The sequence below is a fragment of the Sphingomonas sp. Leaf22 genome (assembly GCF_001421715.1).
In the GTDB taxonomy this organism is placed as follows: Bacteria; Pseudomonadota; Alphaproteobacteria; order Sphingomonadales; family Sphingomonadaceae; genus Sphingomonas.
Genome location: NZ_LMKP01000034.1, coordinates 131,564 through 156,061, shown reverse-complemented (window position 1 = coordinate 156,061; position 24,498 = coordinate 131,564). Strand labels below are relative to the sequence as shown.

25 protein-coding genes and 1 tRNA gene are annotated in these 24,498 nt (G+C 63.7%); 15 read left to right on the top strand and 11 right to left on the bottom strand.

What is annotated here, in order from left to right:
* The first annotated feature begins 47 nt into the window (after positions 1–47).
* From ASE70_RS13390 to ASE70_RS13375, 5 genes are read left to right on the top strand one after another with little or no spacing between them, the layout of a single operon-like run.
* Entirely contained in the window at positions 48–356 is a 309-nt protein-coding gene (locus ASE70_RS13390) for a phage tail assembly protein (protein WP_056505682.1), read from the top strand.
* An 8-nt stretch (positions 357–364) separates the two neighbouring features.
* On the top strand, positions 365–490 hold the full coding sequence (locus tag ASE70_RS20915) for a hypothetical protein (protein ID WP_268795553.1): 126 nt from the start codon (positions 365–367) through the stop codon (positions 488–490).
* 1 nt (position 491) lies between these two features.
* Positions 492–2,972 carry a phage tail tape measure protein gene (locus ASE70_RS13385; RefSeq protein ID WP_082451025.1) on the top strand — a complete coding sequence of 827 codons (2,481 nt, stop codon included), beginning with the start codon at positions 492–494 and terminating at the stop codon, positions 2,970–2,972.
* Positions 2,972–3,349, top strand: coding sequence for a phage tail protein (locus ASE70_RS13380; protein ID WP_056505678.1), 378 nt, complete (start codon positions 2,972–2,974; stop codon positions 3,347–3,349). The genes ASE70_RS13385 and ASE70_RS13380 overlap by 1 nt, the downstream gene beginning before the upstream one ends.
* Entirely contained in the window at positions 3,346–4,365 is a 1,020-nt protein-coding gene (locus ASE70_RS13375) for a contractile injection system protein, VgrG/Pvc8 family (RefSeq protein ID WP_056505675.1), read from the top strand. Before ASE70_RS13380 ends, ASE70_RS13375 begins: the two co-directional genes overlap by 4 nt.
* A 125-nt stretch (positions 4,366–4,490) precedes the next feature.
* On the opposite strand, the gene ASE70_RS13370 is transcribed toward ASE70_RS13375, so the two are convergent.
* Positions 4,491–6,542: a DUF4214 domain-containing protein gene (locus ASE70_RS13370; protein WP_056505671.1), complete on the bottom strand. Its 2,052-nt coding sequence runs from the start codon at positions 6,540–6,542 to the stop codon at positions 4,491–4,493.
* A gap of 254 nt (positions 6,543–6,796) precedes the next feature.
* Here ASE70_RS13370 and ASE70_RS13365 point away from each other — a divergent pair, with 254 nt between their 5' ends.
* The gene (locus ASE70_RS13365; protein WP_056505668.1) at positions 6,797–7,429 is read left to right on the top strand and encodes an SOS response-associated peptidase family protein; all 633 of its coding nucleotides are present in this window, start codon (positions 6,797–6,799) and stop codon (positions 7,427–7,429) included.
* Positions 7,430–7,439: 10 nt separating this feature from the next.
* Here ASE70_RS13365 and ASE70_RS13360 read toward each other — a convergent pair whose 3' ends face one another.
* The 4 genes from ASE70_RS13360 to ASE70_RS19935 all read right to left on the bottom strand — a co-directional run bounded on the left by ASE70_RS13360 (position 7,440) and on the right by ASE70_RS19935 (position 10,519).
* Positions 7,440–7,856 carry a hypothetical protein gene (locus ASE70_RS13360; protein ID WP_156356233.1) on the bottom strand — a complete coding sequence of 139 codons (417 nt, stop codon included), beginning with the start codon at positions 7,854–7,856 and terminating at the stop codon, positions 7,440–7,442.
* Positions 7,822–8,688 carry a hypothetical protein gene (locus ASE70_RS13355; RefSeq protein WP_156356231.1) on the bottom strand — a complete coding sequence of 289 codons (867 nt, stop codon included), beginning with the start codon at positions 8,686–8,688 and terminating at the stop codon, positions 7,822–7,824. Before ASE70_RS13355 ends, ASE70_RS13360 begins: the two co-directional genes overlap by 35 nt.
* Before the next feature lie 30 nt (positions 8,689–8,718).
* Positions 8,719–9,588: a hypothetical protein gene (locus tag ASE70_RS19940; protein WP_156356230.1), complete on the bottom strand. Its 870-nt coding sequence runs from the start codon at positions 9,586–9,588 to the stop codon at positions 8,719–8,721.
* Positions 9,589–9,925: 337 nt separating this feature from the next.
* Positions 9,926–10,519: a helix-turn-helix domain-containing protein gene (locus ASE70_RS19935; RefSeq protein ID WP_156356228.1), complete on the bottom strand. Its 594-nt coding sequence runs from the start codon at positions 10,517–10,519 to the stop codon at positions 9,926–9,928.
* Between the two features lie 54 nt (positions 10,520–10,573).
* Here ASE70_RS19935 and ASE70_RS13350 point away from each other — a divergent pair, with 54 nt between their 5' ends.
* From ASE70_RS13350 to ASE70_RS13320, 9 genes are all read left to right on the top strand, one after another.
* Positions 10,574–10,858 carry a hypothetical protein gene (locus ASE70_RS13350; RefSeq protein ID WP_082451024.1) on the top strand — a complete coding sequence of 95 codons (285 nt, stop codon included), beginning with the start codon at positions 10,574–10,576 and terminating at the stop codon, positions 10,856–10,858.
* A 216-nt stretch (positions 10,859–11,074) separates the two neighbouring features.
* Positions 11,075–11,584 (top strand): hypothetical protein, encoded by a 510-nt coding sequence (locus tag ASE70_RS13345; protein WP_056505653.1) that lies wholly within the window; start codon positions 11,075–11,077, stop codon positions 11,582–11,584.
* On the top strand, positions 11,581–11,901 hold the full coding sequence (locus tag ASE70_RS13340; RefSeq protein ID WP_056505650.1) for an ogr/Delta-like zinc finger family protein: 321 nt from the start codon (positions 11,581–11,583) through the stop codon (positions 11,899–11,901). Before ASE70_RS13345 ends, ASE70_RS13340 begins: the two co-directional genes overlap by 4 nt.
* Before the next feature lie 105 nt (positions 11,902–12,006).
* The gene (locus ASE70_RS13335) at positions 12,007–12,465 is read left to right on the top strand and encodes a hypothetical protein (protein WP_056505647.1); all 459 of its coding nucleotides are present in this window, start codon (positions 12,007–12,009) and stop codon (positions 12,463–12,465) included.
* Complete coding sequence (locus tag ASE70_RS20910) at positions 12,462–12,593, top strand: hypothetical protein (protein WP_268794916.1); 132 nt, start codon at positions 12,462–12,464, stop codon at positions 12,591–12,593. Before ASE70_RS13335 ends, ASE70_RS20910 begins: the two co-directional genes overlap by 4 nt.
* A 295-nt stretch (positions 12,594–12,888) precedes the next feature.
* Positions 12,889–13,332, top strand: coding sequence for a hypothetical protein (locus tag ASE70_RS13330; RefSeq protein WP_056505644.1), 444 nt, complete (start codon positions 12,889–12,891; stop codon positions 13,330–13,332).
* Positions 13,325–13,654, top strand: coding sequence for a hypothetical protein (locus ASE70_RS13325; protein ID WP_156356227.1), 330 nt, complete (start codon positions 13,325–13,327; stop codon positions 13,652–13,654). Before ASE70_RS13330 ends, ASE70_RS13325 begins: the two co-directional genes overlap by 8 nt.
* Entirely contained in the window at positions 13,651–13,854 is a 204-nt protein-coding gene (locus ASE70_RS19310; RefSeq protein ID WP_082451022.1) for a hypothetical protein, read from the top strand. The genes ASE70_RS13325 and ASE70_RS19310 overlap by 4 nt, the downstream gene beginning before the upstream one ends.
* Positions 13,844–14,917 carry a site-specific integrase gene (locus ASE70_RS13320; RefSeq protein ID WP_056505638.1) on the top strand — a complete coding sequence of 358 codons (1,074 nt, stop codon included), beginning with the start codon at positions 13,844–13,846 and terminating at the stop codon, positions 14,915–14,917. The genes ASE70_RS19310 and ASE70_RS13320 overlap by 11 nt, the downstream gene beginning before the upstream one ends.
* 101 nt (positions 14,918–15,018) lie before the next feature.
* Here ASE70_RS13320 and ASE70_RS13315 read toward each other — a convergent pair.
* The 6 genes from ASE70_RS13315 to ASE70_RS13290 all read right to left on the bottom strand — a co-directional run bounded on the left by ASE70_RS13315 (position 15,019) and on the right by ASE70_RS13290 (position 24,380).
* Positions 15,019–15,095 (bottom strand) — tRNA-Met (locus tag ASE70_RS13315).
* A gap of 50 nt (positions 15,096–15,145) precedes the next feature.
* Complete coding sequence (locus tag ASE70_RS13310) at positions 15,146–15,664, bottom strand: 2'-5' RNA ligase family protein (protein ID WP_056505635.1); 519 nt, start codon at positions 15,662–15,664, stop codon at positions 15,146–15,148.
* Positions 15,661–17,586 carry a potassium transporter Kup gene (locus ASE70_RS13305; RefSeq protein ID WP_235519914.1) on the bottom strand — a complete coding sequence of 642 codons (1,926 nt, stop codon included), beginning with the start codon at positions 17,584–17,586 and terminating at the stop codon, positions 15,661–15,663. Before ASE70_RS13305 ends, ASE70_RS13310 begins: the two co-directional genes overlap by 4 nt.
* 163 nt (positions 17,587–17,749) lie before the next feature.
* Positions 17,750–20,431, bottom strand: coding sequence for an exo-rhamnogalacturonan lyase family protein (locus ASE70_RS13300; RefSeq protein WP_056505630.1), 2,682 nt, complete (start codon positions 20,429–20,431; stop codon positions 17,750–17,752).
* A gap of 17 nt (positions 20,432–20,448) precedes the next feature.
* Positions 20,449–21,072, bottom strand: coding sequence for a DUF6250 domain-containing protein (locus tag ASE70_RS13295; protein WP_235512182.1), 624 nt, complete (start codon positions 21,070–21,072; stop codon positions 20,449–20,451).
* A 92-nt stretch (positions 21,073–21,164) separates the two neighbouring features.
* Positions 21,165–24,380, bottom strand: coding sequence for a TonB-dependent receptor (locus ASE70_RS13290; RefSeq protein WP_082451021.1), 3,216 nt, complete (start codon positions 24,378–24,380; stop codon positions 21,165–21,167).
* Between the last annotated feature and the right edge of the window lie 118 nt (positions 24,381–24,498).

Here is a 24,498-nt window from a genome sequence, read left to right as displayed (position 1 = left end):
CCCGGCTGCGCGCCGGGGCGGCACGTCCTCCCATGAAAGCCTGACCCATGACCAAACTGGCCACCTTTGCCCTGCAGTCCGCGATCGTCGTCGCCGGGACCACCGCCCACCCTGCCGGTACCGAAATCACCGTTCGCCAGCCCAAGGCGGGCGAACTGCGCGGCCTGTCGACCAATCCGCTGATCCAGGGTGATTACACCGCGCTCGAAACGCTTGCGCCGCGCATCACCTCGCCGGCGATCACCAAGCAGCAATTTGCCGAAATGGACCCGGCCGATCTCACCCAGTTCCATCTGGAGGTGCTCGATTTTTTACTGCCCTCGGCCGCGAAACAGGCGGTCTCCCCGACCGAGTAGAACCGATCATGGCGGACATCTGGTGGGTGCTGCGCGGCCAGCCCGACCTGCAGGCGATGTCCGTCATGCCGCTGACCGAATTGATGGACTGGCACCGCCTCGCCATCGAGCGCGCGCCCAAGAAGGAAAAGTGACGTGGCTGACCGCGATCTGCGCCTGCGCATCCTCATGGACGCCGCCGACCGGGTCAGCCGCCCCTTGCGCGACATTTCCGGCGGATCGCGCCGCGCGGCAGACGCGCTGCGCGGTACACGCGAGGAGTTGCAGAAGATCGGCGACGCGCAGGGTCAGATCGACGCCTTCCGCACCCTGCGCTCCAGCATGCGCGGATCCACGGCGGCGATGGAGGCGGCACAGGCGCGGGTGACCGCGCTCGGCCGCGAGATTGCCCAGACCGCCAACCCGACCCGCGCCATGACCCGTGAATTCGAGAAGGCGAAACGCGAGGGCGCGCAGCTCGAAGCGCAGCACCGCACCGAGACCCAGCAGCTGCAGGATCTCCGCACCCGTCTGCGCGAGGCGGGCATCGACACCCGCAACCTCGGCCGTCACGATGCCGACCTGCGGGACCGGTCGCGCGACCTCACTCGCACGCTCGAGGAACAGGGCCGCGAGCTGGAACGGCTGACCAACCGGCAGCAGCGCTTCGGCGCTGCGCGTGATCGCTTCAATCGCACCATGGGCACTGCCGGCAATGTCGCCGGCGCGGGTATGGGGATGCTCGCCACCGCCGGCGCGATGGCGGTGCCGATCGTCGCCGGGGTGAAGGCGGCGCAGGAATTTGAATCGAAGATGACCGATATCGGTCAGAAGGCGAACCTGTCGCGCGCTGCCGCCTCGCAGATGGGCGTCGAGCTGCTGAAGGCCGGCCGTGCCGCCAATCAGCTGCCCGATGCCATGCAGGCCGGCGTCGACACCCTCGCCGGCTTCGGTCTCGATCCGCGCCAGGCGGCCGTGATGATGCGCCCGATCGGCCGCGCCGCCACTGCCTACAAGGCCGAGATCGCGGATCTCGCCGCCGCCAGCTACGCCCTCCACGACAATCTGAAGGTGCCGCTGGCCGATACCCAGAAGATGATCGACGCAATGGCGGCGGCGGGCAAGGCAGGCGCGTTCGAGATCGCCGATATGGCGCAGCATGTCCCCGGCCTCGCTGCCGCCTATCAGGGGCTGGGGCAGAAGGGTGTCGCCGCCGGCACCGATCTGGCCGCCGCCCTGCAGATTGCGCGCAAAGGTGCCGGCGACAGCGCCACCGCCGCCGGCAATCTCGGTAACGTGCTACAAAAGATCACCTCGCCCACGACCGTGAAGGCGTTCGAGAAGATGGGCGTCGACCTGCCCGCCGCGCTGAAGAGGATGTACGCGGAGGGCAAGACGCCGATCGAGGCCATCGCCGAGCTGACCAACAAGACGCTGAAGGGTGACCTTTCGCGTATGGGCTACCTGTTCGAGGACGCACAGGTGCAGGCCGGCCTACGGCCTCTCATTCAGAACATAAACGAATATCGCCGCATCCGTGAGGAAGCGGGCAAGGCGGGCGGCACTACCGACCGCGACTTCGCCGAGCGCATGCGCGACAGCGCCGAAGCCAGCAAGCAGCTGAAGGTCAACGCTAGTACGCTGGCGATCCAGCTCGGCACCGTCCTGTTGCCGACGGTCAACGATCTGCTGGGCAAGGCGGCGGCGATGTCAGGACGTCTGGGCGACTGGGCACAGCGTCACCCGACGCTGACCAAGGCCGTTGCCCTGCTGGCGGTAGGATTGACCGCCCTGCTCGGGGCAGGCGCGCTGCTGACCCTTGGATATGCCGCCTTGATGGGACCGATGGCCCTGTTCGGCGCGCTGTCCACCGCTACCGGCATCGCCATGATGCCGCTGATCGGGATCGTGCTGGGCGTCGTCGCAGCGGTCGCGCTGCTCGCCTATGGTGCGTACCAGATCTACAACAACTGGGACGTCATCGCCGGATGGTTCGGCGGGCTATGGGGTCGGATCAAGGCGTTCTTCAACAGTGGGATCGCCAACATCGCCGCGACCATTCTCAACTGGACGCCGCTCGGCCTGTTCTATCAGGCGTTCGCCGGCGTCATGTCGTGGTTCGGTATCACAATGCCCGCGAAATTCTCCGACTTCGGCCGCATGCTCATTACCGGGCTGATCCGGGGCATCACCGGCATGCTCGGCGCGCTGAAATCGACGATCGTCAATGCCGCCGGCAATGCCGCCGCCTGGTTCAAACAGAAGCTCGGCATCCGCTCGCCGTCCCGTGTCTTCGCGGGGTTCGGCGGGTTCATGATGCAGGGCCTCGAACGCGGTATCGATCGCGGCTCCGGCGGCCCGCTCGACCGCATCACCCGACTGTCGCGCGAGCTGGGCGGCGCGATGGCACTCGGCGCAGCCACGCCAGCGCTGGCGGCCGGGGCGGGACCGCCCGGCCAGGCCACCGCCAGCGCTGGCGGGGCTCCTCTAGCGCGCACGTACAATATCACGATCAAGGCGGGCGGCGATGCGCAGGACATCGCCGACGCCGTCCGCCGCGCGATCGAAGATATCGAACGCGAGGACCGCGCCGCCGCCTATTCGTCCTTTGCCGATCGCCCCGACTGGAACATGTGATGCTGATGTCGCTGGGGATGTTCCCCTTCTCGCTATCGACCCTCGCGCACGAGGATCTGTCCCGCCGCACTGCATGGCGGCACGCGACCGCGCAACGCGTCGGTGCGCGCGACGCCACCCAGTATGTCGGCCCCGGTGAGGAATCGATCAGCTTCGGCGGCACCGCCCATGCCGATCTGACCGATGGCCGCGCCCAGCTCGACCGCTTGCGCAAGATGGCGAACACCGGACAGGCGTGGCCGCTGGTCGATGGTACCGGCACCGTGTTCGGTGCCTTCATCATCCAGACGCTCGATGAAAAGCACAAGGCGCTGTTCCCCGACGGCACCGCCCGCGCCATCGACTTCTCGATCGAGTTGCTTCGGGTGGACGGATGAGCAACGTCCCCGACTATCGGGTCGAGATGAACGGCCGCGACATCACGCCCACGCTGCGCGAACCGCGCGCCACCAACCGCAACCGCCCCCGTCTGATCTCGCTGGGTCTGACGGACAAGCGTGGCGGCGATGCGGATCAGCTCGACCTGGTCGTCGATGACAGTGACGGCGCATTCGACCTGCCCCCTACCGGCGCGATGATCCGGGTATCGTTGGGATGGGCATCGGGGCCTGACGTCACCCCCGGCCTGGTCAACATGGGCAGCTACATCGTTGATGACGTCGGCCATAGCGGCCCACCTGACCAGATCACCATCCGCGCCCGCGCCGCCGACTTTACCGGCGCGATGCGCGTCCGTCGGGAGCGCAGCTGGCACGGCACGACCCTCGGAACGGTAGTCGCCGATGTCGCCAAGGCACATGGCCTCCAGCCCCGCTGCGCCGTCGGTCTCGAATCGATCGCGGTCACGGCCGAGGCGCAAAGCCGGGAGAGCGACTTGGCCTTCCTGCGCCGTCTAGGTCGCGCGCACGATGCCGTCGCGACGATCAAGGACGGCCGCCTGATCCTGAAACCGATCGCGGACGGCGCGACCGTGTCCGGCGCGGCGCTTCCGGCGGTAATTATCCGTCGCCGCGACGGAGATCGGCATGACTATCAGGAGCAGACGCAGGAAGCGGCTATCGGCGTGTCGGCCGACTGGCACGATCGGGGCGCTGCAAGGAAGCGGACCATCACGATCGGTAAGGTCGACGGTGCGCGCAAGCTGTCTCGCACCTATGCCACCGCAGCGGACGCCCGTCGTGCTGCCACTGCCGAGGCCGGTCGCGCCGCCCGCAAACCCCATGCCCTGTCAATCGCCTTGGCCCTTGGTCGTGCCGAATTGAAACCGGAGACACCGGTCGTTGTCGAGGGATTCAAACCAGCGATTAACGCTCAGCGCTGGATACTGGCGGAGGTCACACATAGTCTCGGCGATCGGGGGTTTGCGACCGGTTTGAAACTGGAGAGCGCGTGAGTTCAATCGCCGCGCTAACTCCACCGTCAAAATCGCGCGCTGTTCGGGGCATCGCCGACGGACGATCGACGCGCTGGGTATCGATCCTCGCAGGTCCGACTCTTACCGGGCAACAGCCGATCGTTTCAGGCCCACCCAAATGTCTCGATGCCTTGCGTGATATGCGCCGAGAACAGGATATAGTGTTCAGCTGACAGCGCTATATCCTGAAGCACACCGGCGGCCGTCGCGCCGCGATCCAATTGGCTTTGATAGAAGGCTCGGCCAACAGTATCCGGGGCGCGATCGAGCGTATTCTGGTAAATTAAATCTACGATTTGACCGTTGTCCTTGCCAGCTATCCCGTTCTTGAACTCCACGGAGGTCGCAAAGTCGTTCGTCACTTGTGCCAACGTCATGCTGCCGGATTTTACGCGCTCGGCATAGTAGGCGAGACCACTGGCGTCGGGCAGCCGATTGGCAAATCCATCGTACAGCAGGGCGATCGACTGGAATGTATCGTCGGTGTTGAAAAAACCGTTGGCAACCTGCGCAGCCGTCAGACCGCGATGCTCGGTCGATTCTGACAGGTCGACGACGAAGGCCCCGCGGGTCATGCCGTTATCCAGAGCCTGCGTGTAATACGCTTTACCTCCCGTGTCCGCAGCACGGTGCAGGGCATTGTTGTAGATAAAGTCGACAAAGGCACTGTTGGTCAGACCACCCGTAGCCGCCTGAAACTCTCGCGAGCTGGAAAGGTCGTTCGCCACGTCAGTCAGCGATGTGCCAAAGTCTTCCATCCGATCGACGTAATAATCGAGTCCGACCGGGTCAGGAACACGCCCAAGCACCGTATCGTACGCGCGCAGGACTCGGGCGAATGCTGCGTCAGGATCGAAGGTCAGCGTGCCGTCCGCAAACTGAAACATCTCGACTTCGGAGACGGAGTCCCGGCCCTCGGGGCCGGTCACTATCGCCCGTCCTCCGCTGCCCAGCACCACCGAAAACTGTTTGTAGAACCCTTCGAATTTGGCCGTGTCGATACCCGCCCCGCCCACGATCAGGTCGTTGCCGCTTCCTCCGACCAGCAGATCGTTCCCCTCTCGCCCATAAAGTATGTCGTCCCCGGCTCGACCTTCGAGCCGGTCGTCCCCGCCGTTTCCGTCCATCGAATCGGCGGAAGCCCCGCCGATGAGATGATCGGAAAACGAAAGGCCTTCGATGCGGACTTGTTCGACATTGGCGATAGCGCTGCCGGCCGTAAGCGCCGCTACCAGGGAGAAATAGCCTTTACCCGCCTCGCCAACCCTGAAGTTCAGAATGTCGAACCCCGTCCCTCCATCAACCTTGAAGCCGCTGTCGCCGGAAATGACCATGTAATCATTCCCGTCGCCCGCGCGAATATCGGCGAAGCCGCCGGCGCCCATCGTCACGATCGCGTCGTTACCCGCACCGGCATCGATGACGTTGCGTCCATTGCCGGCGATGATCGTGATGGAGTCAGCTCCAGCACCGCCGCTGATGTTGTTGTTACCACCGACACCGCGCATCACCGTTGCGGTGCTAAAGCCTTGCTGGGTCAGCGTCGAGGTCGTTGCATCCCAGCTCCACGAAGCGACCTGGCTGCCATCGCGCGCGGCGTCACCATACAAATTGGAGATCGCAGCCTTGTCCAGAACACCTAGAACGTCGCCCGAGTAGCCGCCGCTGGTGTAGCTCATGACCGTCTGGCTCCAGTTGTCGAGCGACGGATCAAGCGTGAACTCCCCTGAGAACGGGTGCTTCAGCCCGATAAAATGGCCAATTTCATGCAACAGGATCTGCGTGGTCGCCGACGCGCTCGTGCTGATGTAGACGGCATCGTCATACACATAGGCTGCAGCATTCCGGCCTGACGGATCTGGACCGCCGAGGGTCAGGTCGAACTTGCCGAGTTTCAGGTCACCCAGCCCGGCGGGCACTTCCAGGAAGGTAATACCGCTCGCGGCATCCCACTGTCCGAATGCCGCCTTGGCGCGGGAGACTTCCTCGGCGCTCAACGCCTGGAAGCTGTCCAGGAAAGCGCGAGATTGTTCCTTGATGACGCCCGTAGCGGAGGCGATCGAGGCTTTCGTTTCGATGGAGTACGTTACGAACGCGGGTTGTTGCTTCGTCGGGGTTGCCAGGGCTCCGGCATAGGCAAGGCTGAAATCGTTCAAGATTGCTCGCTCGTCGCGTACTATCACCGTTGACTACCCCTTGTTCTGCGGCACCAGCAGTGTCGCAACTCTGCTTTTCGTTGGCAGCTAGGCATTGCTAATTCGTTACCTGGATCGGACGCATATCACCAACCGGGTAAGCGACCTCGCACAAGGATTGATGATCCGGTCCGGCATCTGGTGAACCGGAGACGGCGTGCAGCACCGGCACATCGCAAGTGGCTGTCGCGCTTTCCCGCCCCTATCTCTTGCCCATGTGCAATCGAGCCCGCTTCGACGGCGAACCCACCACCCTGTTCGGATCGGCAAAGAAGCTGTTCACCGAACGCCCGCGCGACAACCGGTTCGATCCGAAGGAGCTGCGGCCGAAGGGGCGCGCCTATGTCATCCGCGAACAGGATGGCGAGCGCGCGTGGGACGTCATGGCGTGGGACGTGCTGGGCGGACAGGCGGCGTGGCCGATGACCAATGTCCGCAACCTTGCCCTGCCCCAGTGGCGCAAGCTGGCGTCGAACCCCGCCAATCGGTGCCTCGTGCCGCTGACCGAGTTTTGCGAATGGACGCCGGACAAGCACGACCTGGGCGACGGCAAGCCACCGCTAAAAGGGGAGATGTGGTTCAGCGTGACCGATCAACCGGTCTTTGCCGTCGCAGGCTTCTGGCAGGCGACGGCGCAGGGCAACGGCTTCACCATGGTCACCTGCGATCCCAACGAACTGGTCGCGCCGATCCATCCGAAGGCGATGATTACGATCCTGCGGCCGGAGGATCGCGACACTTGGCTGCAAGGAAGCTACGATGAAGCCGTCGCGCTCCAAAGGCCCTATCATGCATCGACCATGACCGTGCGCGGCCCGGTTTTTCCGACGCGCCGGTCCGGCCAATAGCGCGACATCTTTATCGGTTTATTGAGAACGCCGCGCGGGTCAGGTCATAAAGGACCGCGATTGCCCAAACTAGAAGAAACACACCAGAACCATTGGCGAACGCCGTTTGTCGCTCCGTCACCGCAAGCACCGGTTTCAGCACCACCAGAACTAGGGCGCAAATCAGCAGGCCAATCAGCAGGTATGCGCTGTAGCGTACCGCTTGCCGCTCTCGGTCAAGATTGATCGATAGCCGAGTTGCCAGCTTTCCCAGTTCAATATGAACACCACCGGCGGAAACCAACGTAATGGAAACGATCACGCCCAACGTCGCGAGAAGCTCCTGATTCACGAACCCCTTCAAGAAGCTGTTTCCCGTATCGGACAGCACCGAGGGCATCGCGACACAGACGCTAGTCAGGAGGGTCGCGATCGCTATCAGTGCCACTTGTACTAGCATCGCCGCGCCCCAACACCTCGTTAGCGTAATCACGCACGACAGACAGCAGGGCCTTGCCTTGGCCCAGCAGGGGCGCAATCCTACTCGTTCTCACTTTGTCCGTCGAGCTATATCGCTCGCCGTCCATTGCCTTCGCCGTGACGGTCGCCTGCCCCTTCGATCCATAAACAACACCAGCCTCAACCTCAGGTGCATCTGCGCGAACACCGTCCGGGCTTTCGAGCGTGAGCGTCACATGCTTGGCACCGGTGTCCTCTCCTACCTGTTTCAGCTTCTCATCCAGCTTGCCCGATAGGTCGAACATGTTGGGCACGACGAACTGAAACGTCACCGATCGAAGGATATTACCATGCCGTTCGGCAAATGCCTGAAAGCTACCCTCATCCCAGATTGCGCTGACGGATATGATGTAGGGCGCATCGTCGCGGTCGTTGATCTGCCCGATTAAGGACCCCAGAACGGCAAGGGGCTGACCGATCCTAGTTCCGCGTTCGAATGCTAACTTTTGACCGTCTGAATGGTGGCGAGGATCGATCGTGACAACGGCACCCTGCCATACGTCGGTTGAGGTTGGGTAACCTCCGTTTTCCGGCGCTTCATAATGTTGGAACGGATACTCTCGCTCGATCACGCCGACGATCGGTTCGTCCCCGTCCCCCACCGAGAATGGCACCCAATGAAAAGCACTGCCTCGATGTTCGAACGCAAACGGCGAACCAAACGCTTTCCGCAACCACTCTACTTTGCTGAATTTACCATCGAATAGACGCGGCTGCGTGCGCTCGGCTAATGACAAATGGTGAAGTTCGAAAGTAGCCATAAACTATAATTCCCTAGTACATCCGACTTATTACTCCTTCATCGCGTTTCTAAATCGCTTTAATTCATCACCAGTAATTAGCTTGCCCATATCTACAAAACATTTATCTTTAAACCTAATAATCTGACCCTCATATCCCAGTAAATTCAGCGCATCTGCTGCAGCCTTTTCTTGAGTTACTTCAATTGGGATAAGTCTAGTGGTTAATGCATCGTCGACTTGAGCCGCACTTGGCCAATGATTTTTAAAATTTCGAGCCAACTGGTCCGGCCCCGATGATTTCTCAAGACGCGCCATCCGTTGCGAGATATCGTTAAGCTGTTTTAGAACTGCCTCGTTAAGGCTCACAGATTCGACCTGTGGCGTAACGACCTCAATTACAACATCGCCCAAGAACGGCTTGTAGTTCGGATCCTTACTCGCCTCGTACTTTTCGTTAAGCGCCGCTGTCAGCTTATCAAAAAACGCTTCCATTTCTAATATATTTAAATCTGACGGATATTCCTCGTAGTGGAAATCCTTTAAATCGAATGGAACGTCGCCACCCTTGTTCACAACGACTACCGTTGGCTTCTTCGAAGCCAGCCTCAAACCCAATTCAAACATAACATTCGGATTTAAGTCACTAATATCTACGACAAAGATTGGAAATTTGAAAATATTTCCAATGATGCGCTCTGATACGCGGTCATTCACTGTATCGCGCCAAGCATTTACGGGAATGAAGCCGGCCTCGCGAATGCACCGATGCAGCAATGTTTGCACGGCGGTCCAGTGTTCAGCTGAATGGTTAGCTGTCCGGGAGATTGGCATTATCACGCCACAAGTTGGCGGCGAACCGTCATCGGCAGCCGAACTGGCGGATGAATGGTCTTCCGGCTTACTCGTACGTCCTGCCATCGCTCCCCCCGATATAAACATGGCAGTTGTACGAAGGTCGGACCTGCTCCGACACCACGAACATCAGTGCCCTTCCGCGCGCGCTCGCCTCAGCCATTTAGCAAAATGCGGCATAACTCATTTTGCAGAAAGGTGTCGCATTCTGAACCCGGTGTCGAGGAAAACCAAGCCACTCGGTCCGTATCGGACCTGATCGTTGGCGGGGCGTTTGAAACAGTCTTTCCTACAAGCTTGCCCTCCGCATAAGAGAACGTATACGGAACATACGAGGCGGTAGTGAACAAGCCAGTTTTTCGATCGGCACCGGGGTGCGAGATGGGGTGCCTGCGGTGCGAGGTTATGTGCGCGGTTTTGGCTCGGACGCGGGAGGAGGCTTGGTGGGCTTTGGAAGTGGCTTGTCGGGAGCGGGGCGTTCGGCCGTCGTCGTCGGCTGATGACCGGGTCCGACTGCGTCGAGTGAGGCTGGAAGTTGCTGAGCGAACGTTCTTGCGGTTTCTTCGAGAGCGTCGCCCAGATCGAGTGGAAGCAGCATCGCCTGAAACATCCGTGCCAACGCGTCTTCACTAGGCAACGCCGTGACTTGAACGGATGGTCGTTTTGCGCCCTCCAAATTTGCGAGCACCCGAAGCGCCAGCTTCGTCGAAACCGATTGCGCACGATACCCGTCGAGCAATTCCATTTCGTCGGGCGCGAGCGCATCGCCGCCCGAACGTTGGCCGGAAATGATATAGTTGGTGTCAGCGCCGGCTGCTCCGATCGAGAACATATAATCTAACCGGGGCAGCTGCTTGGCTAATTCGTAACGACTTTGGGTCGCTAGTTCGACGCCGCCGACGGCGGCGAAATCAGTTTGTGTGTAGCCGAGCCGTTTCCGCTCCGACCTCAATCGATCAGCGATTTTATCAAAATTTTGTAACGGCGGTTGACTCATTCATCTTATCGCTTCAATTAGTCGGCTATCTTCTGCAAACATGAGGCATGACACATGCCAACCGATTCTGTCTCCCCCGTCATCGACGTTGCACGGGTCGCTGCCGCTCGCGCCAGGCTGTTCGCCACCGGCATGAGCATCAGCGATTGGGCGCGGCGGCACGGCTTCGCGCCGAAGCTGGTCTATTCGATCCTCGAAGGCCGCCGCCGCTGCGCGCGGGGCCAATCGCACCGGATCGCGATCCTGCTCGACCTGAAGGACGGCGAGCTGGACGACATCGCCCAGCGCGGCGGCGGCTCGCCGGTGCGGCGTGCCGCGGCGGACGATGCGCGTGTCTGATCGGTTCCCCCCTTCCCTTTCCCCTGCGTCGTGTGCCGATCTCCCCGGCGACGTAGCCACTGGCGCGGCGATCGTCGCATCGAATCGCCGCGCCGTTTTCCATTGCGGTCGGGCATGGGCAGCGGTCGCCCTGCCGCTGGCGCTCGCTGCCTGTGGCGCGGCTTCGTACGGCGCGGCGGTCTGTGACCGGCGCGCACCGCCATGGGCCACCGCCGAATGCCGGACGGTCGCGCGATGACGCTGCTCCGCACCCCCGACAGTTCGGCCGCAGCGGTCAAGAAGATCGGCGACTATCTCGGTTGGCGCGCGGCGAAGGTCGCTGCGGGTGCGCGAACCGTCTCCGCGGTGCGCGGCTGGTCGGACGAACGCACGACCAGCTGCCCGAACTGGGCGCAGGCGCTTGGTCTGGACGCCGCCTATCTGGCGGCCGGGGGCGATCATGCGCCGTTGCTGGACGCCTATGCCGCATCCCTCGACTTCGCGATCGGCGAACACAATGCCTGCCGCCGCGCCCTCGCCAGCAAACTGGCCGAGACCGCGCGCGAATATGGTGACGCGATCGCCGCCACATCGATGCTGACCCAGCCCGGGCACAGCGACAACGATACGCTCCGCGCGCTGATCGAGATCGATCAGGCGCAAGGGGTGCTTGCGGCGCTGAAGCGCTGCGTCCGCAGTTTTCGAATGCCCGGCGCGGGGCCGGGTCACCACGGGGGTGGCAAGTGAAGAAACAACGTCCGCCGCTCGTCCCGTGTCCGCATTGCGGCACGCGGGCGATCATCCGTTCGTCTGAACAGATCAGCGCGCTGGTCCGCGAGGCCGATTATCGCTGCGACAATATCGACTGCGGCCACACCTTCGTCGTGGAGCTGGCGATCGTCCGCACGATCGTACCCAGCGCGATGCCGCGCGCCGGGGTACACCTGCCCTATGGCAACCGCAATCTGGGGCCGAAGCGCGCCAAGCCGGCGAACGACGACACCCGTCTGCCCGCGAATGACGACGGGCCGCTGACCCCGGCGGCCAGCGACGTGAGCGACTGATCCTGCGCGGCGGCGACGCCGCGCCCCCGCCTTCCCCGACTGAACGACCCGGCTGCACCCCTGCTGCCGGGACCGCTCCAGCTTTGCCTGAAAAGGAGAATCACCATGCTGCATCGTCACGACTTCGCGACCGCCACCCGCCGGGCACCGCTGCCCCGTCGCGCCGATCCACGCCCGCTATCGCCATCGCGATATCTGATCTTGCGGCGGAAGGCGGCGGGGCTGTCGGTCCACGATCTGGCGCAGCGGATGGCGACGCTGTACCTCGCTACCCAGCCTCGCAATCCGGACGAACATTTGTCGCATGTCGTCGGGACGATGCTGCTGGTGGTGCAGGCGCTGGAGCTTCGCGGTGCCACCGCCCGCCGGCCGGCAACGATCGATGCCATCGCGGCGGTGATGCCGTTCGATGCGGCGGTCTATTGGCAGCTCGCGCATACCGGTCCGGATCGGCACCCGCGAATCTGTCGCGGCTGCGGCGCTTCGACCCATGACGATGCACCGGTCGCATGGGCGACGAAGACAAGCTGCACCCGCTGCGATCCTGCCGGAGACGGCATGTGAAGCCGGCCCCTACCCATCGCGGTCGCATCCTCCGGGTGGTCGGCATGGTGTTGGCGGTCGTCTTGGCGATGCTGCTGGCCCCGGTCCTGATCGCCAAGCTGATCGCAGACGCACGGGGGACGCGGTGAGGTGCCCCGCAAACGGCGACCCGGCAGCGTTGCGACCGGCGACCGCGCGGTCTTCCTCGGCCTCGGGCCGCGGGGAAAGCATTGCGACGTCCTCTGCGTCTACGGCATCCACGCCAACATTCGGCTCGAATGTGGTCGCGGCATGCTCTGCCTTGCCAGTGATCTTCATCCCATTCCTCGTCGACCTCCTCCGATGTGGTGATCGCATGCTACGAAAGTCGGCAATCGTAGAGTGCGTCTCTACGATCCCTTGGCCTTGTCCCGTCGCCCGGCTCGACAGCACCCGTGGTGGCCGATGACCGCGACGCGCACGATCCGCCTGACCTGCGACCGCTGCGGCGTGGAGGTCACGCATGACGATGCCGATGGGCATCGTCCGCGCGACTGGGAACGGTTCGCCCTGTCGAACGCCGCGCGTAACCAGCGCATCGACGGCGACCTGTGTCCGCCCTGCGCCGTGCAGGTTGCGGACGCGCTACGCCATCCGGACGCAGCCCCGCCGCCGGCACCACCGCCGGCACGACTGAGCCTGACGATGGAGGATCGCCGGATCGCCGTGGATCTCGCTGAAGTCGCGATCAGCGCCGCGATCGAGGACGCCGTGCAGATGTTCCGCACGTCACCCACTCGGTTGCTCGATCCCGATGCCTTTCTCGATGTCCTGAAGGATCAGCGTCCCCATGCCGTCACGCTGGTCACCAACATCCTCGCCAAGGTGAAGGAGCTGCCGAATGGCTGATCTCGCAACGGGGCGGATTGTTCGTAAAAATACGAACACCCGCACATTCGGGGAGGAGGCAGCGCGCCTTGTGATGTTCGATCGCGCCGCCAGCCACCTGAAGCAGAAGCGCCTGGCCGACGCGCTGGGTATCGGCCTGCGCGCACTCCAATACAAGATCGCCGTCGCGCGCGGGGTCAGCGACCACGACCTGCTACTCGCGGCCGCCGCGCTCGATCAGCTGTGCCGGGAGATCGCAGCATTGGGAACGCGTCTTCGCGATGCCGCTGCCGTGCAAGCCGTCGACGCTCAAGCGACGCCCACCGATGGAGGCGCGGCATGACCAGAGCTTCCGAAGCGCCCCGGAAAGTACCCTTTCGCCAAATCGATGTGACGCGCGCTGTGCGTGCCGTCGTCGCGTGCGGTCAAGAGGTGCTGCGAACCGAGATCAGACCCGATGGCAGCATCGTCGTGATCCACCGCACCGCGAGCGCCGATCCCGTCAGCCCTTTCGACAAATGGAAAGCGCAGCATGCGGGTTAAGATGAAGGGCCTCAAGAAGGTCCGCAAACGCCTCGCGAGCGGGCAAGTCGAAATCTATTACTACGCATGGGCCGGTGGTCCGCGGGTCGAGGGAAAATTCGGCACCCCCGCCTTCCTCGCCAGCTACAACGCGGCCGTCGCTACGAAGGTCGCGGCTCGAACCGATACGCTCGAATCCCTGGTCGACGCCTTCCTCGACTCATCGGATTTTCGGGCGTTGGCCGCCGCGACGCAGGCGGACTACCGCCGCCACCTGAAGATCGTGACCGGCGAGTTCGGCGACTTCCCGATCGTCGCGCTGACCGACACCCGGACGCGCGGCGAGTTCATGGCTTGGCGTGATCGTCGCGCGCTGAAATCCAAACGGCAGGCCGATTACAGCTTTGCCGTGCTGGCCCGCCTGCTGTCATGGTCCGTCGATCGTGGCCTTGCGCCGTACAATCCCTGCAAGCGCGGCGGCACGACGTACCGCGCCAAGCGTACCACCGCCGTCTGGAGCGAAGTTGACGAAGCCGCCTTCTACGCAAAGGCCCCGCCCCACATGCACCTGGCGCTACGCCTGGCACTGTGGACCGGTCAGCGACAGGGCGACCTGCTAAAACTGACATGGGCGCAGTACGACGGCGCGCATATCCGCCTCACACAGGGCAAATCGATCCGGCGCGGAGACACCAGCGCGGCAACCCGGATCATCATCCCTATCGGCAAGCCGCTCCGCGACGCGCTGGACGCCGCCAAGGCCGCACGCGACGCATTGCCGGAGGACGAACGCCCCAACGCTGACACGATCCTCCTGACGGCACGTGGCACGTCATGGACGCGGGATGGCTTCAAGACGTCGTGGGGAAAGGCATGCGCGAAGGCAGGCATCCGCGACGTCACCTTCCACGACCTGCGCGGCACCGTGGTGACCCGCCTGGCACTGGCAGGTGCGACCCCACCGGAGATCGCGACGGTCACCGGCCACTCGCTTCGCGACGTCCACGAAATCCTCGATCGCCACTACCTGAACCGCGACCTGCGCCTGGCGCAATCAGCGATCGGAAAGCTCGAAAAGGGCTGATTTAGGAAACCGCGCTGGAAACCACAGCAAGGGTTTCCGCGACTGCCAATCGTTCAATCAGAAAATTTGGGGGATTTCCGACGTTTTCGGATCATGAACGGTGGTAGCGAAGGAGGGATTTGAACCCCCGACCCCAGGATTATGATTCCCGTGCTCTAACCAACTGAGCTACTTCGCCCCGCCACTTCCCGTCGGGAGGCGGCCCTATACGAACGGGAATTGCCGTGGTCAAGCGAACATGTGGCGGGAAAGTGCTTCCCAAGGGCCACCGCGATACCACCAGCTTGCCAAACCCGCGATTTTGACCGGTCGCGACAAAAATTCGGCCGACAATGCCGCCAACAGGGCTTTGGCCTCGGCGGGCTGGACCTTGTTCTGGATCGTAACGTGCGGCCGCCATCCGCCCCGGTCCTGCGGTATCAGCATCGAGCCGAAGGCATCGGCGAGATCGGCACGGATCGCTTCGAGGTCCGGCGATTCGATGCGATAGGCGACGCCGCGACCCAGATTCATCAACCCTCCGACCCGCGCGACCGGTGCCGCCTGCCCGCGCGTCGCCGCACTCAGGCGGCGTTTGAGTTCGGCACCCAGTTCCGGGGCCAGATGATGGAACATCGTACAGTGTGCCGCCAGCACATTGCGCTCCGGTGGGAAATACGCCCGGCGCTGCCGCTCGAACCATGCTTGATCCTCGTGGCGGAATACGGCGGTGACGATGATGGGAGCGGGAAGTAACGCGTCGGTCAAATTTCGACCTGGCTGCCCAGTTCGACCACGCGGTTGGTCGGCAGACGGAAAAACTCCATCGCGCTTTCCGAATTCTGCAGCATCCAGGCGAACAGCTTCTCCCGCCAGATCATCATTCCGGGCCGCGACGATGGCAACAGCGTCTGCCGGGCGAGGAAGAAGCTGGTGTCCATCATCCGGAAATCGCCGCCACAGCAACCCACCACCTTCAGGGCACCCGGTACGTCGGGATCCTGCATGAACCCGAATTTCAGGATCATGCGGTGGAAGCCCTGCCCCAGATCCTCGTTCTTGGTCCGCACTTCCGGATCGACATAGGGCGTATCGGCGATCTTGACCGTCAGCAGGATGACCCGGTCGTGCAACACCTTGTTGTGCTTTAGATTGTGCAACAGCGCGTGCGGGACCCCTTCGGGCGTCGACGTCATGAACACGGCCGTGCCCGGCACCCGCGTCGCCGAACTGGCCGCCGACTGGATGAAGACCTTGATCGGCATTGCGGACTCCCGCATCCGCTCGATCATCAGCTTGCGCCCCTTGGCCCAGGTCGTGAGCAGGACGAAGACGACGATCCCGACCAGCAACGGGAACCAGCCGCCATCGGGAACCTTGGTCAGGTTCGACGCGAAATAGGCACCGTCGATACAGAGGAAGATCGCCATGAACGCTGCCACGGCGGCGACCGGCCAGTTCCAGACGCGCTTGACCAATACCGCGATCATGCAGGTGCTGATGAACATCGTCCCGGTCACGGCGATGCCATAGGCAGCGGCAAGGTTCGACGATTCTTGGAACCCGAAGATCAGCAGCAGGACCATGATGAGCAACGCCCAGTTCACGGCGGGAATGTAGATCTGCCCGGCCGCATCCGCGCTGGTATGCTCGATACGCAGGCGCGGCATCAGGCCGAGCTGCACCGCCTGCTGCACCACCGAGAACGCGCCGGTGATGACCGCCTGGCTGGCGATGATCGTGGCGAGCGTCGCAAGGATGACCAGCGGCAGACGGAAATCCTCCGACGCCATGAAGAAGAACGGGTTGGATGCGGCAGCGGGGTTTTCGAGCAGCAGCGCCCCCTGCCCCAGATAATTGACCATCAGTGCCGGAAACACGCAGTACAGCCACGCGATGGAAATCGGACGGCGCCCGAAATGACCCATATCGGCGTACAGCGCCTCCGCGCCGGTCACCGACAGCACGACCGACCCCAGCGCTAGAAACGCCATCACGCCGTCCTGCGCAAAGAAGCGCACCGCCCAGATCGGGTTCAGCGCCTGAATGATCTCCGGCCGGTCGAGGATGTTGATGACGCCGAGACCGATCAACGTCACGAAATAGGCAATCATGATCGGCCCGAAGAGACGCCCGACTCCGGCCGTCCCGACCGCCTGCAACCAGAACAGGGCGATCATGATGACCACCGCGATCGGAATCACGAACGGGTCGAACCCGGCGTTGACGGTCGCCAGACCCTCCACCGCCGATAGCACCGACACCGCCGGGGTAATCATGCAGTCCCCGAAGAACAGCGCCGTCGCCAGCACGCCGAGGATGACGAGGCTGGACGTCCAGCGCCCACCGCCCGTCTTGCGCTGGATCAGTGCAAGCAACGCAAGGCTGCCACCCTCTCCGTTATTGTCGGCGCGCATGATGATGAAGACGTATTTCAACGTCACGATCAGCATCAGCGACCAGAATACCAGGCTGACGACACCAAAGATATTGACCTGATCGACCGGCAGCCGGTGGTGACCGACGAAAGTCTCCTTCATCGCATATAGCGGCGAGGTGCCGATATCGCCGTACACGATGCCGAGCGCGCCGAGCGACAACCTGGCGAGCGACTGCGACGGGCCGTGATGGCCCGATCCCTCGGCGGGAAGGTCGGTGGCTCCGCTGGAAGCCTCTCGGGAAAATATCACGGGCGCGGGGACCGCGCCGAAGTGGCAACGAAGTTGGTCATGTAGACCGCGTCCCAATGGTTTGAGCGCGGGCCGGTAGCACGCGCACCACAGCCGCGCAACGTTCGGTGATGGACGCAGTCACCTGCATGGCGGATGAACGACGTTCCGCTCCATTTTCGCGCTACGGAGCGATACTGCCGACGTCGATCGCCGCCGGGATCAACGCCAGATTTTCTATCGCGGCGAGCCCCCATTGCGATGCGGCATTGGTGCTGACCCCCGGCCATTCGACAACGCCACCGGACAGTTTGCGCCGGGGATCACCGGGCCGTGTGCCAAGACCAGCCTTGCCCGCAAAAAATTCGCTCGCCGCCCGGGTAGCAAGGCCCGCATCGTTTCCGGCCCACGCGGCAAAGGCGGTCAGTCGCGAATGCGCTTCGGCAAGATTTTCCGATCCCTTACGCGGCCCGAACCGTGCTTCGAATTCCGTACGGGGAGCATTGTAATATCGGCAATAGTCGAGCCACGCCTGGCGGTAGCGCGCCACATCGATCAGTTGCAGCAACTCCGCATTGATCTCGACCGCGCCAAAGACCGCATTGAGGTGCGATATCGATACCCGGTCGCCGGGCCCGATGAACCGTCCACTGGCCAGATCGTAAGGCGCGCTGCCGGCGATCCAGCCATTTTTCAGGCGCCCGATGCTGTCCATACCGGCGATCAGCCGGTCGCGCCAACGTCGGTCGCCGGTGCGTTCCCATTCGGTCAGCCACGCAGCGGCCAGCGAACACCAGACCGTCCCGAACGACATCTCGACCAGCCCCGCCGACAAGGTCGGACGTTCGCCGCCGGGAACCTTCCGTCCGATCTCTACGGTGTTCAGCGTCCGATCCGACTCCAGCAGGTCACGCATCAGATCGCCGACCCGTTCGTCGGCCGTCAGATAATAGTAGATCCGGCGGTAGGCGGCGTTGCTGACGCGGGGTTGTTTGGAGCTGTCACTAAAGTGCTGGACGCCGTGGCGGGTGCCCATCCCGCGGAAACGACCCAGATGATACACGTCGACCTCGCCGGTATGGCGCGTCATCGCCTCCGCCAGACGATACGCCGGTCCGCCGCCGGTGCGCAGCGCCTGCATCCATAGCCACAGGTCCGGGGACAATTCACTGTTCGCCCATGCGAAGCCGCCGATATCGTAGCGCCATTGATGCCGGTCGGCGTCATAGCTGTGCATCACGTCGCCGTGGTTCCAGAAACCGTACCAATGCCGCCGATCGACCTCGCCCGCATAGAAATCGACGAGATTGGCCAGCTGGTCCTCGATAACCGCGCGATTGGGGGACGAACGATCGGGGAGGCTCCAATGGCCGAAAACCCCCGCCGCGTGCAGCCCGGCCGGATCGGCGACCAGTTGCGGCGGATCGGCGACGACCGATGCGAGCATCTTCAATCGATCGGTCGGCGGGGTCGCCGCGAACGCCCACAGCATCAATTCGCTGGTCCGCGCGATTCCCGTGGCGCTGTCCCAGCCCGGCTCGTAATCTTCGTAGGTTACCGCCAGACCTTCGTTCTGGGCGTCGAAACGGTCCATCCCCATCGCCCCGCGATAGGGGCGCAGGTCCATCGCCCCGGCGCGCGGCGACCAGAGCCACATCGTCAGCTCGGCGCGGTCAGCCGCAGCGTTCGTTACCGCGATCTCGGCCGGATGCCGTTGCCAGAACCAGCGCGCACCGATCGCGGCACCACCCTGCGGCGAACCGACATAAGCGAATCCGGGTGCCCGGCCGCCCTCCCCCGCATCGATCCAGGCTTGATCGGGGCCGGTGCGCTTGCGCAGCGTAAAGCCCTGTCCCGAGAATTGCGTCAGCGACACGTCGCTCCATGCCGGAATCCGTTCGAGCAGATCGCCAACCGGTTTCGCCATCGCCGTCGCGGGCGGCGTCGCTCGCCCGGCTATCTGCGCCAGACGGGTGGCCTCGCCCGGATCGCGCCGCAGCCCGGTCAGCGGGCGCACCGCTTCGACAAACATCGCCCCGTCGTCGAGCGCGATCCGGACATGCCGGTCGTGCAAGGGGGCTGCCATCGGTACCGCGGTGGTCAAGCCGATCCCCGACACGAACAATGCCGCCGGATCGACGTCATGGACGAAGCTGTGCACGATCCGCAGCCCTTGCGACCCGGCATAGGCGTAGAGGCGAACGACGAATGGCAGGACGCGCTGACCGGGTCCGACGTGATACCCCTCGATCTTCACCACCGCGCGGACCGGCCCGCGTTGCTCGACGCGGACGTGGTCGACATGGCCTTTCAGCGACAGGCGCGGCCCTTCGGGTGATCCCTGCCGCAGTTCGGCGACCAGTCCCGCGTCGCACAGCACGGTCCGGTCGCCGCAGGTCGCGCGGCGGACCAGCGCGTCGCCGCTCCGGGCGATCTCCCAGCGATGGTCGCCGGTCGCGAGGACGATGGTGTCGACCTGCTCCTCGACCCGCACCGGCGCGGCGGGTTGCGTCGCGCGGCCGGGGGCGACGACGACTGCCGCGCCCGGCATGATGTCGGCGGGCAAGGCATGGGCGGTCCATTTGACGCTGCCGTCGGGCCAGCTTGCCGTGATCCAGCTTTGCGCAGGCAACGCACGTCCGGCATCGTCGCGGACCGTCCAGCCCTGCCGCGGCGAAACCCGACCGCGCGGCCATGCCATGCCGAAAGTCTGGCCGGCGTGCGCGGCCGGTGCCGCTCTTTCGACCCAAGCCGCCCTTGCTTCGACCGGTCGACGCCGATCGCCAACGGTGGCGATGGCCGGCAGGCTGCGCAGCCCGGTCGCAAGCATGGTCGCGCCCAACAGGCCGCGGCGGGTGATCGGCATGGTCGTCTCTCCGAGGATCAGGGCCGGGAAATCTTCAATCGGCGGATGCGCAAATGGCTCTGCGTCGTCCGGATCGCGAACCAGCCGCTGCGATAGGGATAGGGGTCGGTCATCGTGAAGAGCGAGCGGCCGTCGCGTTCCACCGCGATGCGGTTTCCGTCCGCGATCAGCGCGATCCGGGTCCAGCGATTGGGCTGCAACAAGGCGGGCGGATCGGCACGATCATGTTCGGGCAGCAACGGCCGATCGCCGGCGCGTCCGGTATAGCGCCGCATCCGCGTGGTCGTATTCCGGTTGCCACCGATACCGACATAATATGTGGTCAGCATATCATAGGCCTCGAACCGGCCATCGCGGGGTCGCGCGAGAACCGACCGGTCGATCGCCGCCGGATCGGTCGCCATCCAAAAGGCGTTGAGATCGCTCACCTGATCGTTCGGACCGCCCGCCGACACCGCCGTGGCATCGAACGTGATCCGCACCGGCGCTGCCAGTCGTCGGCCGTACCACAGCGTCAGCCCCCTCGCGGTATCGATGTCGATGCTGTCGGACGTGAATTCGACCCGGGCGGCGGGGTCCTGTGCCTCGACCGTCCAGTCGCTTGCCGCCGGCGCATGGATACAGCCGCCTAGCGCGAACAAAAGGATGCCCGGCCACCATCGCGGCAGCCGGGCACAGGGGGGGGAATATCGGAACCGGTCGCGCCGCAGCACGGGGTGACCGGTCCGTCGCATTACAGCTTGAACTGCGCGCCGACGAAGATGCGGCGGCCGAAGTCGCTATATTCGATCGCGCGGGCATCATCGATGTACGAGCGGGCGAGTTCGTTGGTCAGGTTCAGCGCCTCGAAGAAGATGCTGTACTGCGGCGTGATACGGAACTGGACCTTGGCATCGACATAGGTTTCGCCGCGCCGGAACACCGGGTTGTTGCTGACCGACGCATCGGCGGCCAACAGCAGGTAATCGCTGCGCTTGTTGTAGCTGACGCGCGCGTTCAGCCAGTCCTTGTCGTAGAAGACGCTGCCATTGTACGTGTACTTCGACAGACCGGGGAACGCGTCGAGCGGCTCGCCGGTCGCCACATTGGTCAGCGAACTGTTGAGCGCGCGGCTGTAGGTGAAGTTGCCGTTGATGCCGAAGCCGTCGAACGGTGCCGGCAGGAAGGTGAACGCGGTCGAGGCGCTGACCTCGAACCCGTCCAGCTTCGCACCGAAGCCGTTGGTCGGCTGACGGACGGTGTACAGCACGCCGTCGCCGAACAGGTTGACACCGGCGATGACCGACGCCGGCAGGACGAAGCTCTTGATGTCCTTGTAATAGTACCCGATGCTGACGACGGTGTCGGCATTGGGATACCATGCGGCGTTCAGGTCGTACTGATCGGCGCGGTAGGGCTTGAGGTTCGGATTGCCCGCCGAGCAGGTGTCTTCGCCGGCGATGGTGTCGGCGACGTCGATCACGCAGTTGACCGCCGGCGACAGGTCGCTCGGCCGCGGCCGTGCGAGGTTCTTGGCATAGGTCGCGCGGACGAACAGGTTGGGCTGCACTTCCAGCGACAGGTTCACCGCCGGCAGCCAGTCGTGATAGTCGTTCGACAGGGTGACTTCCTGCACCGCCGTCGTGACGGTTTCGATCACCGCCGGGATGCCGGGAACCCCGGTGCCCGGCCGCACCCGATTTTCACGCCGCGTGTTGCTGCTGGTCGAATCGTCGCGGGTATAGGTGTAGCGCATGCCGGCGTTGCCGGTCAGGTTCATGCCGAACACCTCGGTCCCGAAGTTCGCGCGCAGATACCCGGCCACGATCTTCTCGTTGATGATGTAGCCCGGAATCTGGGGCAAACCGTCCGCTTCGCGCACGCGGTTCTGGTTGAACCCGGACAGGTCGTAATTGCGCGACAGGTTGGCGAAATCGAACAACGGCTGCGCCAGTCGGGTCGGTGCGCCGTCGACCGCCTTGATCCCGCCGAACAGCGGGGCGCCGCCGGTGACGCCGCCGTTGACCGCCAGGAACTCCTGATACTGCGCCGGGGTGAAGTAGGTGACGCCAGCCACCGGACCGGTCGCCGGGGGCGATCCGATCACCGTCGTGAGCGACACGTTGTTGTTGTACTGGAACACCGCCGGCCGCGCGACGATGCCGGCCGCCGGAACCGCGACCACGGCCGGTGACAGCAGGCGGGCACCGCCGGCGTTGTAGGCCACAAGATCCTGGCTGCGATACTGGCCGCCGAACTTGATGCTCTTGAGGAAACCCCAGTCGAGGTCATAGTCGACGTCGAGCTTCAGCTGATCTTCCGACGAGTCGTTCTGGCTGGGGCGATACTGGACGTTCGGCCCCGACTGGACCAGCAACTGGCCGTTGGCACCGCGCCGCGTGGCGTCGGCATAGGACGCGATATTGGCCGGATCGAACCCGGTTGGGAACGACAGGATCGGCAGGCCTTCCGAATTGCGACGGTCGACCGAAATGCCGGAAACGCCGGTGGTGATCGACACGAGATTGGTTTCGTTCACCCGGTTGCCCTCGGCACGCGAGGCGAGGACCACCATCTTCATCCGGTCGAGGTCCCATTTGAACCCGGTCTGGTAATAGCGCGTATTCTCGTCGTAGCTGAAGTCGCGGCGTTGCACGCCGACGATGTTGCTGGCCCCGCCCGAATTGGCGACGACGCCGTTGCCCGGCGGCGTGCCGGCGTTCAGCGCGGTCGTCCAGCTCGTCAGCACATGCCCTTCGGTCGTCACGAACGACTGGGTGGGACGTGCGCGCGAAGCGCCGCCGGCGGCGTTGTTGGCAAGCGCCGCGTCGAGATTGTAGCGGGTGAGGTCGGGCGTGCTGCCCTGCAGACCGTTGGTGCCGAGACCGCCGCCCATGTTCACGGCGTAGTTGGTGTCGCGCAGGTTCTGATTACGATAGTTGAGCGTGACCTGACCCCAGGCCGAGAAATTGTCGGCCAGCTGCACCTGCGCCTGGAAATCGAGCGTGGTGCGCGCGTCGGTGCGTTCGTTGTTGCGATAACGGACCGAACCCGGCGACCAGTCGAAGAACTGGCTTTCGCAGGCGAGGCGATTGGCGGTTGCCAGTGCCGCCGTCGCACCGGTCGTACCCGAGCAGCTCTCATAGCTGCCGAAATTGGTATAGGCCGGATCGGCGACGGTCTTTTCGGCCGACCGGTCGAAATCGAGATAGCGTTGCCAGTTGGTGTTGGCGACCGAATCACCGCGCGTGTCGACGACGCTGTGCGTCACGTTGAACAGCACGCCCAGCCGCCCGTCGAGCAGGTCCGAGCGACCCGCCGTCAGGTTGAAACGCGGACGCCATTTCTGGGTGAGGTTAAGGCGCTGCGCCTCGCCCTTCACGCTGAACAGCGGCTTGGTGAGTTCGAGCGGGCGGCGCGTCTCGACGCGCACGGTGCCGCCGATGCCGCCTTCGGTCAGGTCGACGGTATAACCCTTGTACACGTCGATCGACTTGACCAGCTCGACCGCCAGTTCGCGGAAATCGCCGCTGCGACCGCCGCCGGGCGATTGCTGGCTGACGCCGTTAATCTCGATCCGGTTGAGGTCGGGCTCGACGCCGCGGATCGAGATCTGCGAGCCTTCGCCGAAGTCGCGCTGCAACTGGACACCGGTTACCCGGGCGAGCGCCTCGCCGACGTTCTTGTCGGGGAAGCTGGCGATATCCTCCGCGACGATCGAATCGACGACCGTGTCGGCGTTCTTCTTGCGGGCATTGGCCGACTGGAGCGACGCGCGCGTGCCGGTGACGAGAATTTCCGCTTCCTGGTCAAGCGGATCGGTCGGCGAGGTGCGGACCTCATCGGTCGTGTTGCCCGTTTGCGCAGCGACCTGCGCGAGTGCCGGCGCGCTGCCCGATGCGATGATCAGCGCGAGCGCGGAAGCGGCGCTGCGAAGCCGCATCCCACGGATATTGGCGAACGACGTCATGCAAACCCCTCCTGTTGTCTGGCACGGCGCGTGGGTGTTCCCGGTCGCCGATCAAATACGCTTTGCTCGGACATGACGTACCCATGAACGGACGGGTTGCAAAGCAGAATCTTCGCAA

Coding starts and splice junctions, on each gene's coding strand:
- ASE70_RS13390 (WP_056505682.1), top strand. CDS start 48: ATGACCAAACTGGCCACCTTTGCCCTGCAGTCCGCGATCGTCGTCGCC.
- ASE70_RS20915 (WP_268795553.1), top strand. CDS start 365: ATGGCGGACATCTGGTGGGTGCTGCGCGGCCAGCCCGACCTGCAGGCG.
- ASE70_RS13380 (WP_056505678.1), top strand. CDS start 2,972: ATGCTGATGTCGCTGGGGATGTTCCCCTTCTCGCTATCGACCCTCGCG.
- ASE70_RS13375 (WP_056505675.1), top strand. CDS start 3,346: ATGAGCAACGTCCCCGACTATCGGGTCGAGATGAACGGCCGCGACATC.
- ASE70_RS13365 (WP_056505668.1), top strand. CDS start 6,797: ATGTGCAATCGAGCCCGCTTCGACGGCGAACCCACCACCCTGTTCGGA.
- ASE70_RS13355 (WP_156356231.1), bottom strand. CDS start 8,688: ATGGCTACTTTCGAACTTCACCATTTGTCATTAGCCGAGCGCACGCAG.
- ASE70_RS19940 (WP_156356230.1), bottom strand. CDS start 9,588: ATGGCAGGACGTACGAGTAAGCCGGAAGACCATTCATCCGCCAGTTCG.
- ASE70_RS19935 (WP_156356228.1), bottom strand. CDS start 10,519: ATGAGTCAACCGCCGTTACAAAATTTTGATAAAATCGCTGATCGATTG.
- ASE70_RS13350 (WP_082451024.1), top strand. CDS start 10,574: ATGCCAACCGATTCTGTCTCCCCCGTCATCGACGTTGCACGGGTCGCT.
- ASE70_RS13345 (WP_056505653.1), top strand. CDS start 11,075: ATGCCGGACGGTCGCGCGATGACGCTGCTCCGCACCCCCGACAGTTCG.
- ASE70_RS13335 (WP_056505647.1), top strand. CDS start 12,007: ATGCTGCATCGTCACGACTTCGCGACCGCCACCCGCCGGGCACCGCTG.
- ASE70_RS13330 (WP_056505644.1), top strand. CDS start 12,889: ATGACCGCGACGCGCACGATCCGCCTGACCTGCGACCGCTGCGGCGTG.
- ASE70_RS13325 (WP_156356227.1), top strand. CDS start 13,325: ATGGCTGATCTCGCAACGGGGCGGATTGTTCGTAAAAATACGAACACC.
- ASE70_RS19310 (WP_082451022.1), top strand. CDS start 13,651: ATGACCAGAGCTTCCGAAGCGCCCCGGAAAGTACCCTTTCGCCAAATC.
- ASE70_RS13320 (WP_056505638.1), top strand. CDS start 13,844: ATGCGGGTTAAGATGAAGGGCCTCAAGAAGGTCCGCAAACGCCTCGCG.
- ASE70_RS13300 (WP_056505630.1), bottom strand. CDS start 20,431: ATGCCGATCACCCGCCGCGGCCTGTTGGGCGCGACCATGCTTGCGACC.
- ASE70_RS13290 (WP_082451021.1), bottom strand. CDS start 24,380: ATGACGTCGTTCGCCAATATCCGTGGGATGCGGCTTCGCAGCGCCGCT.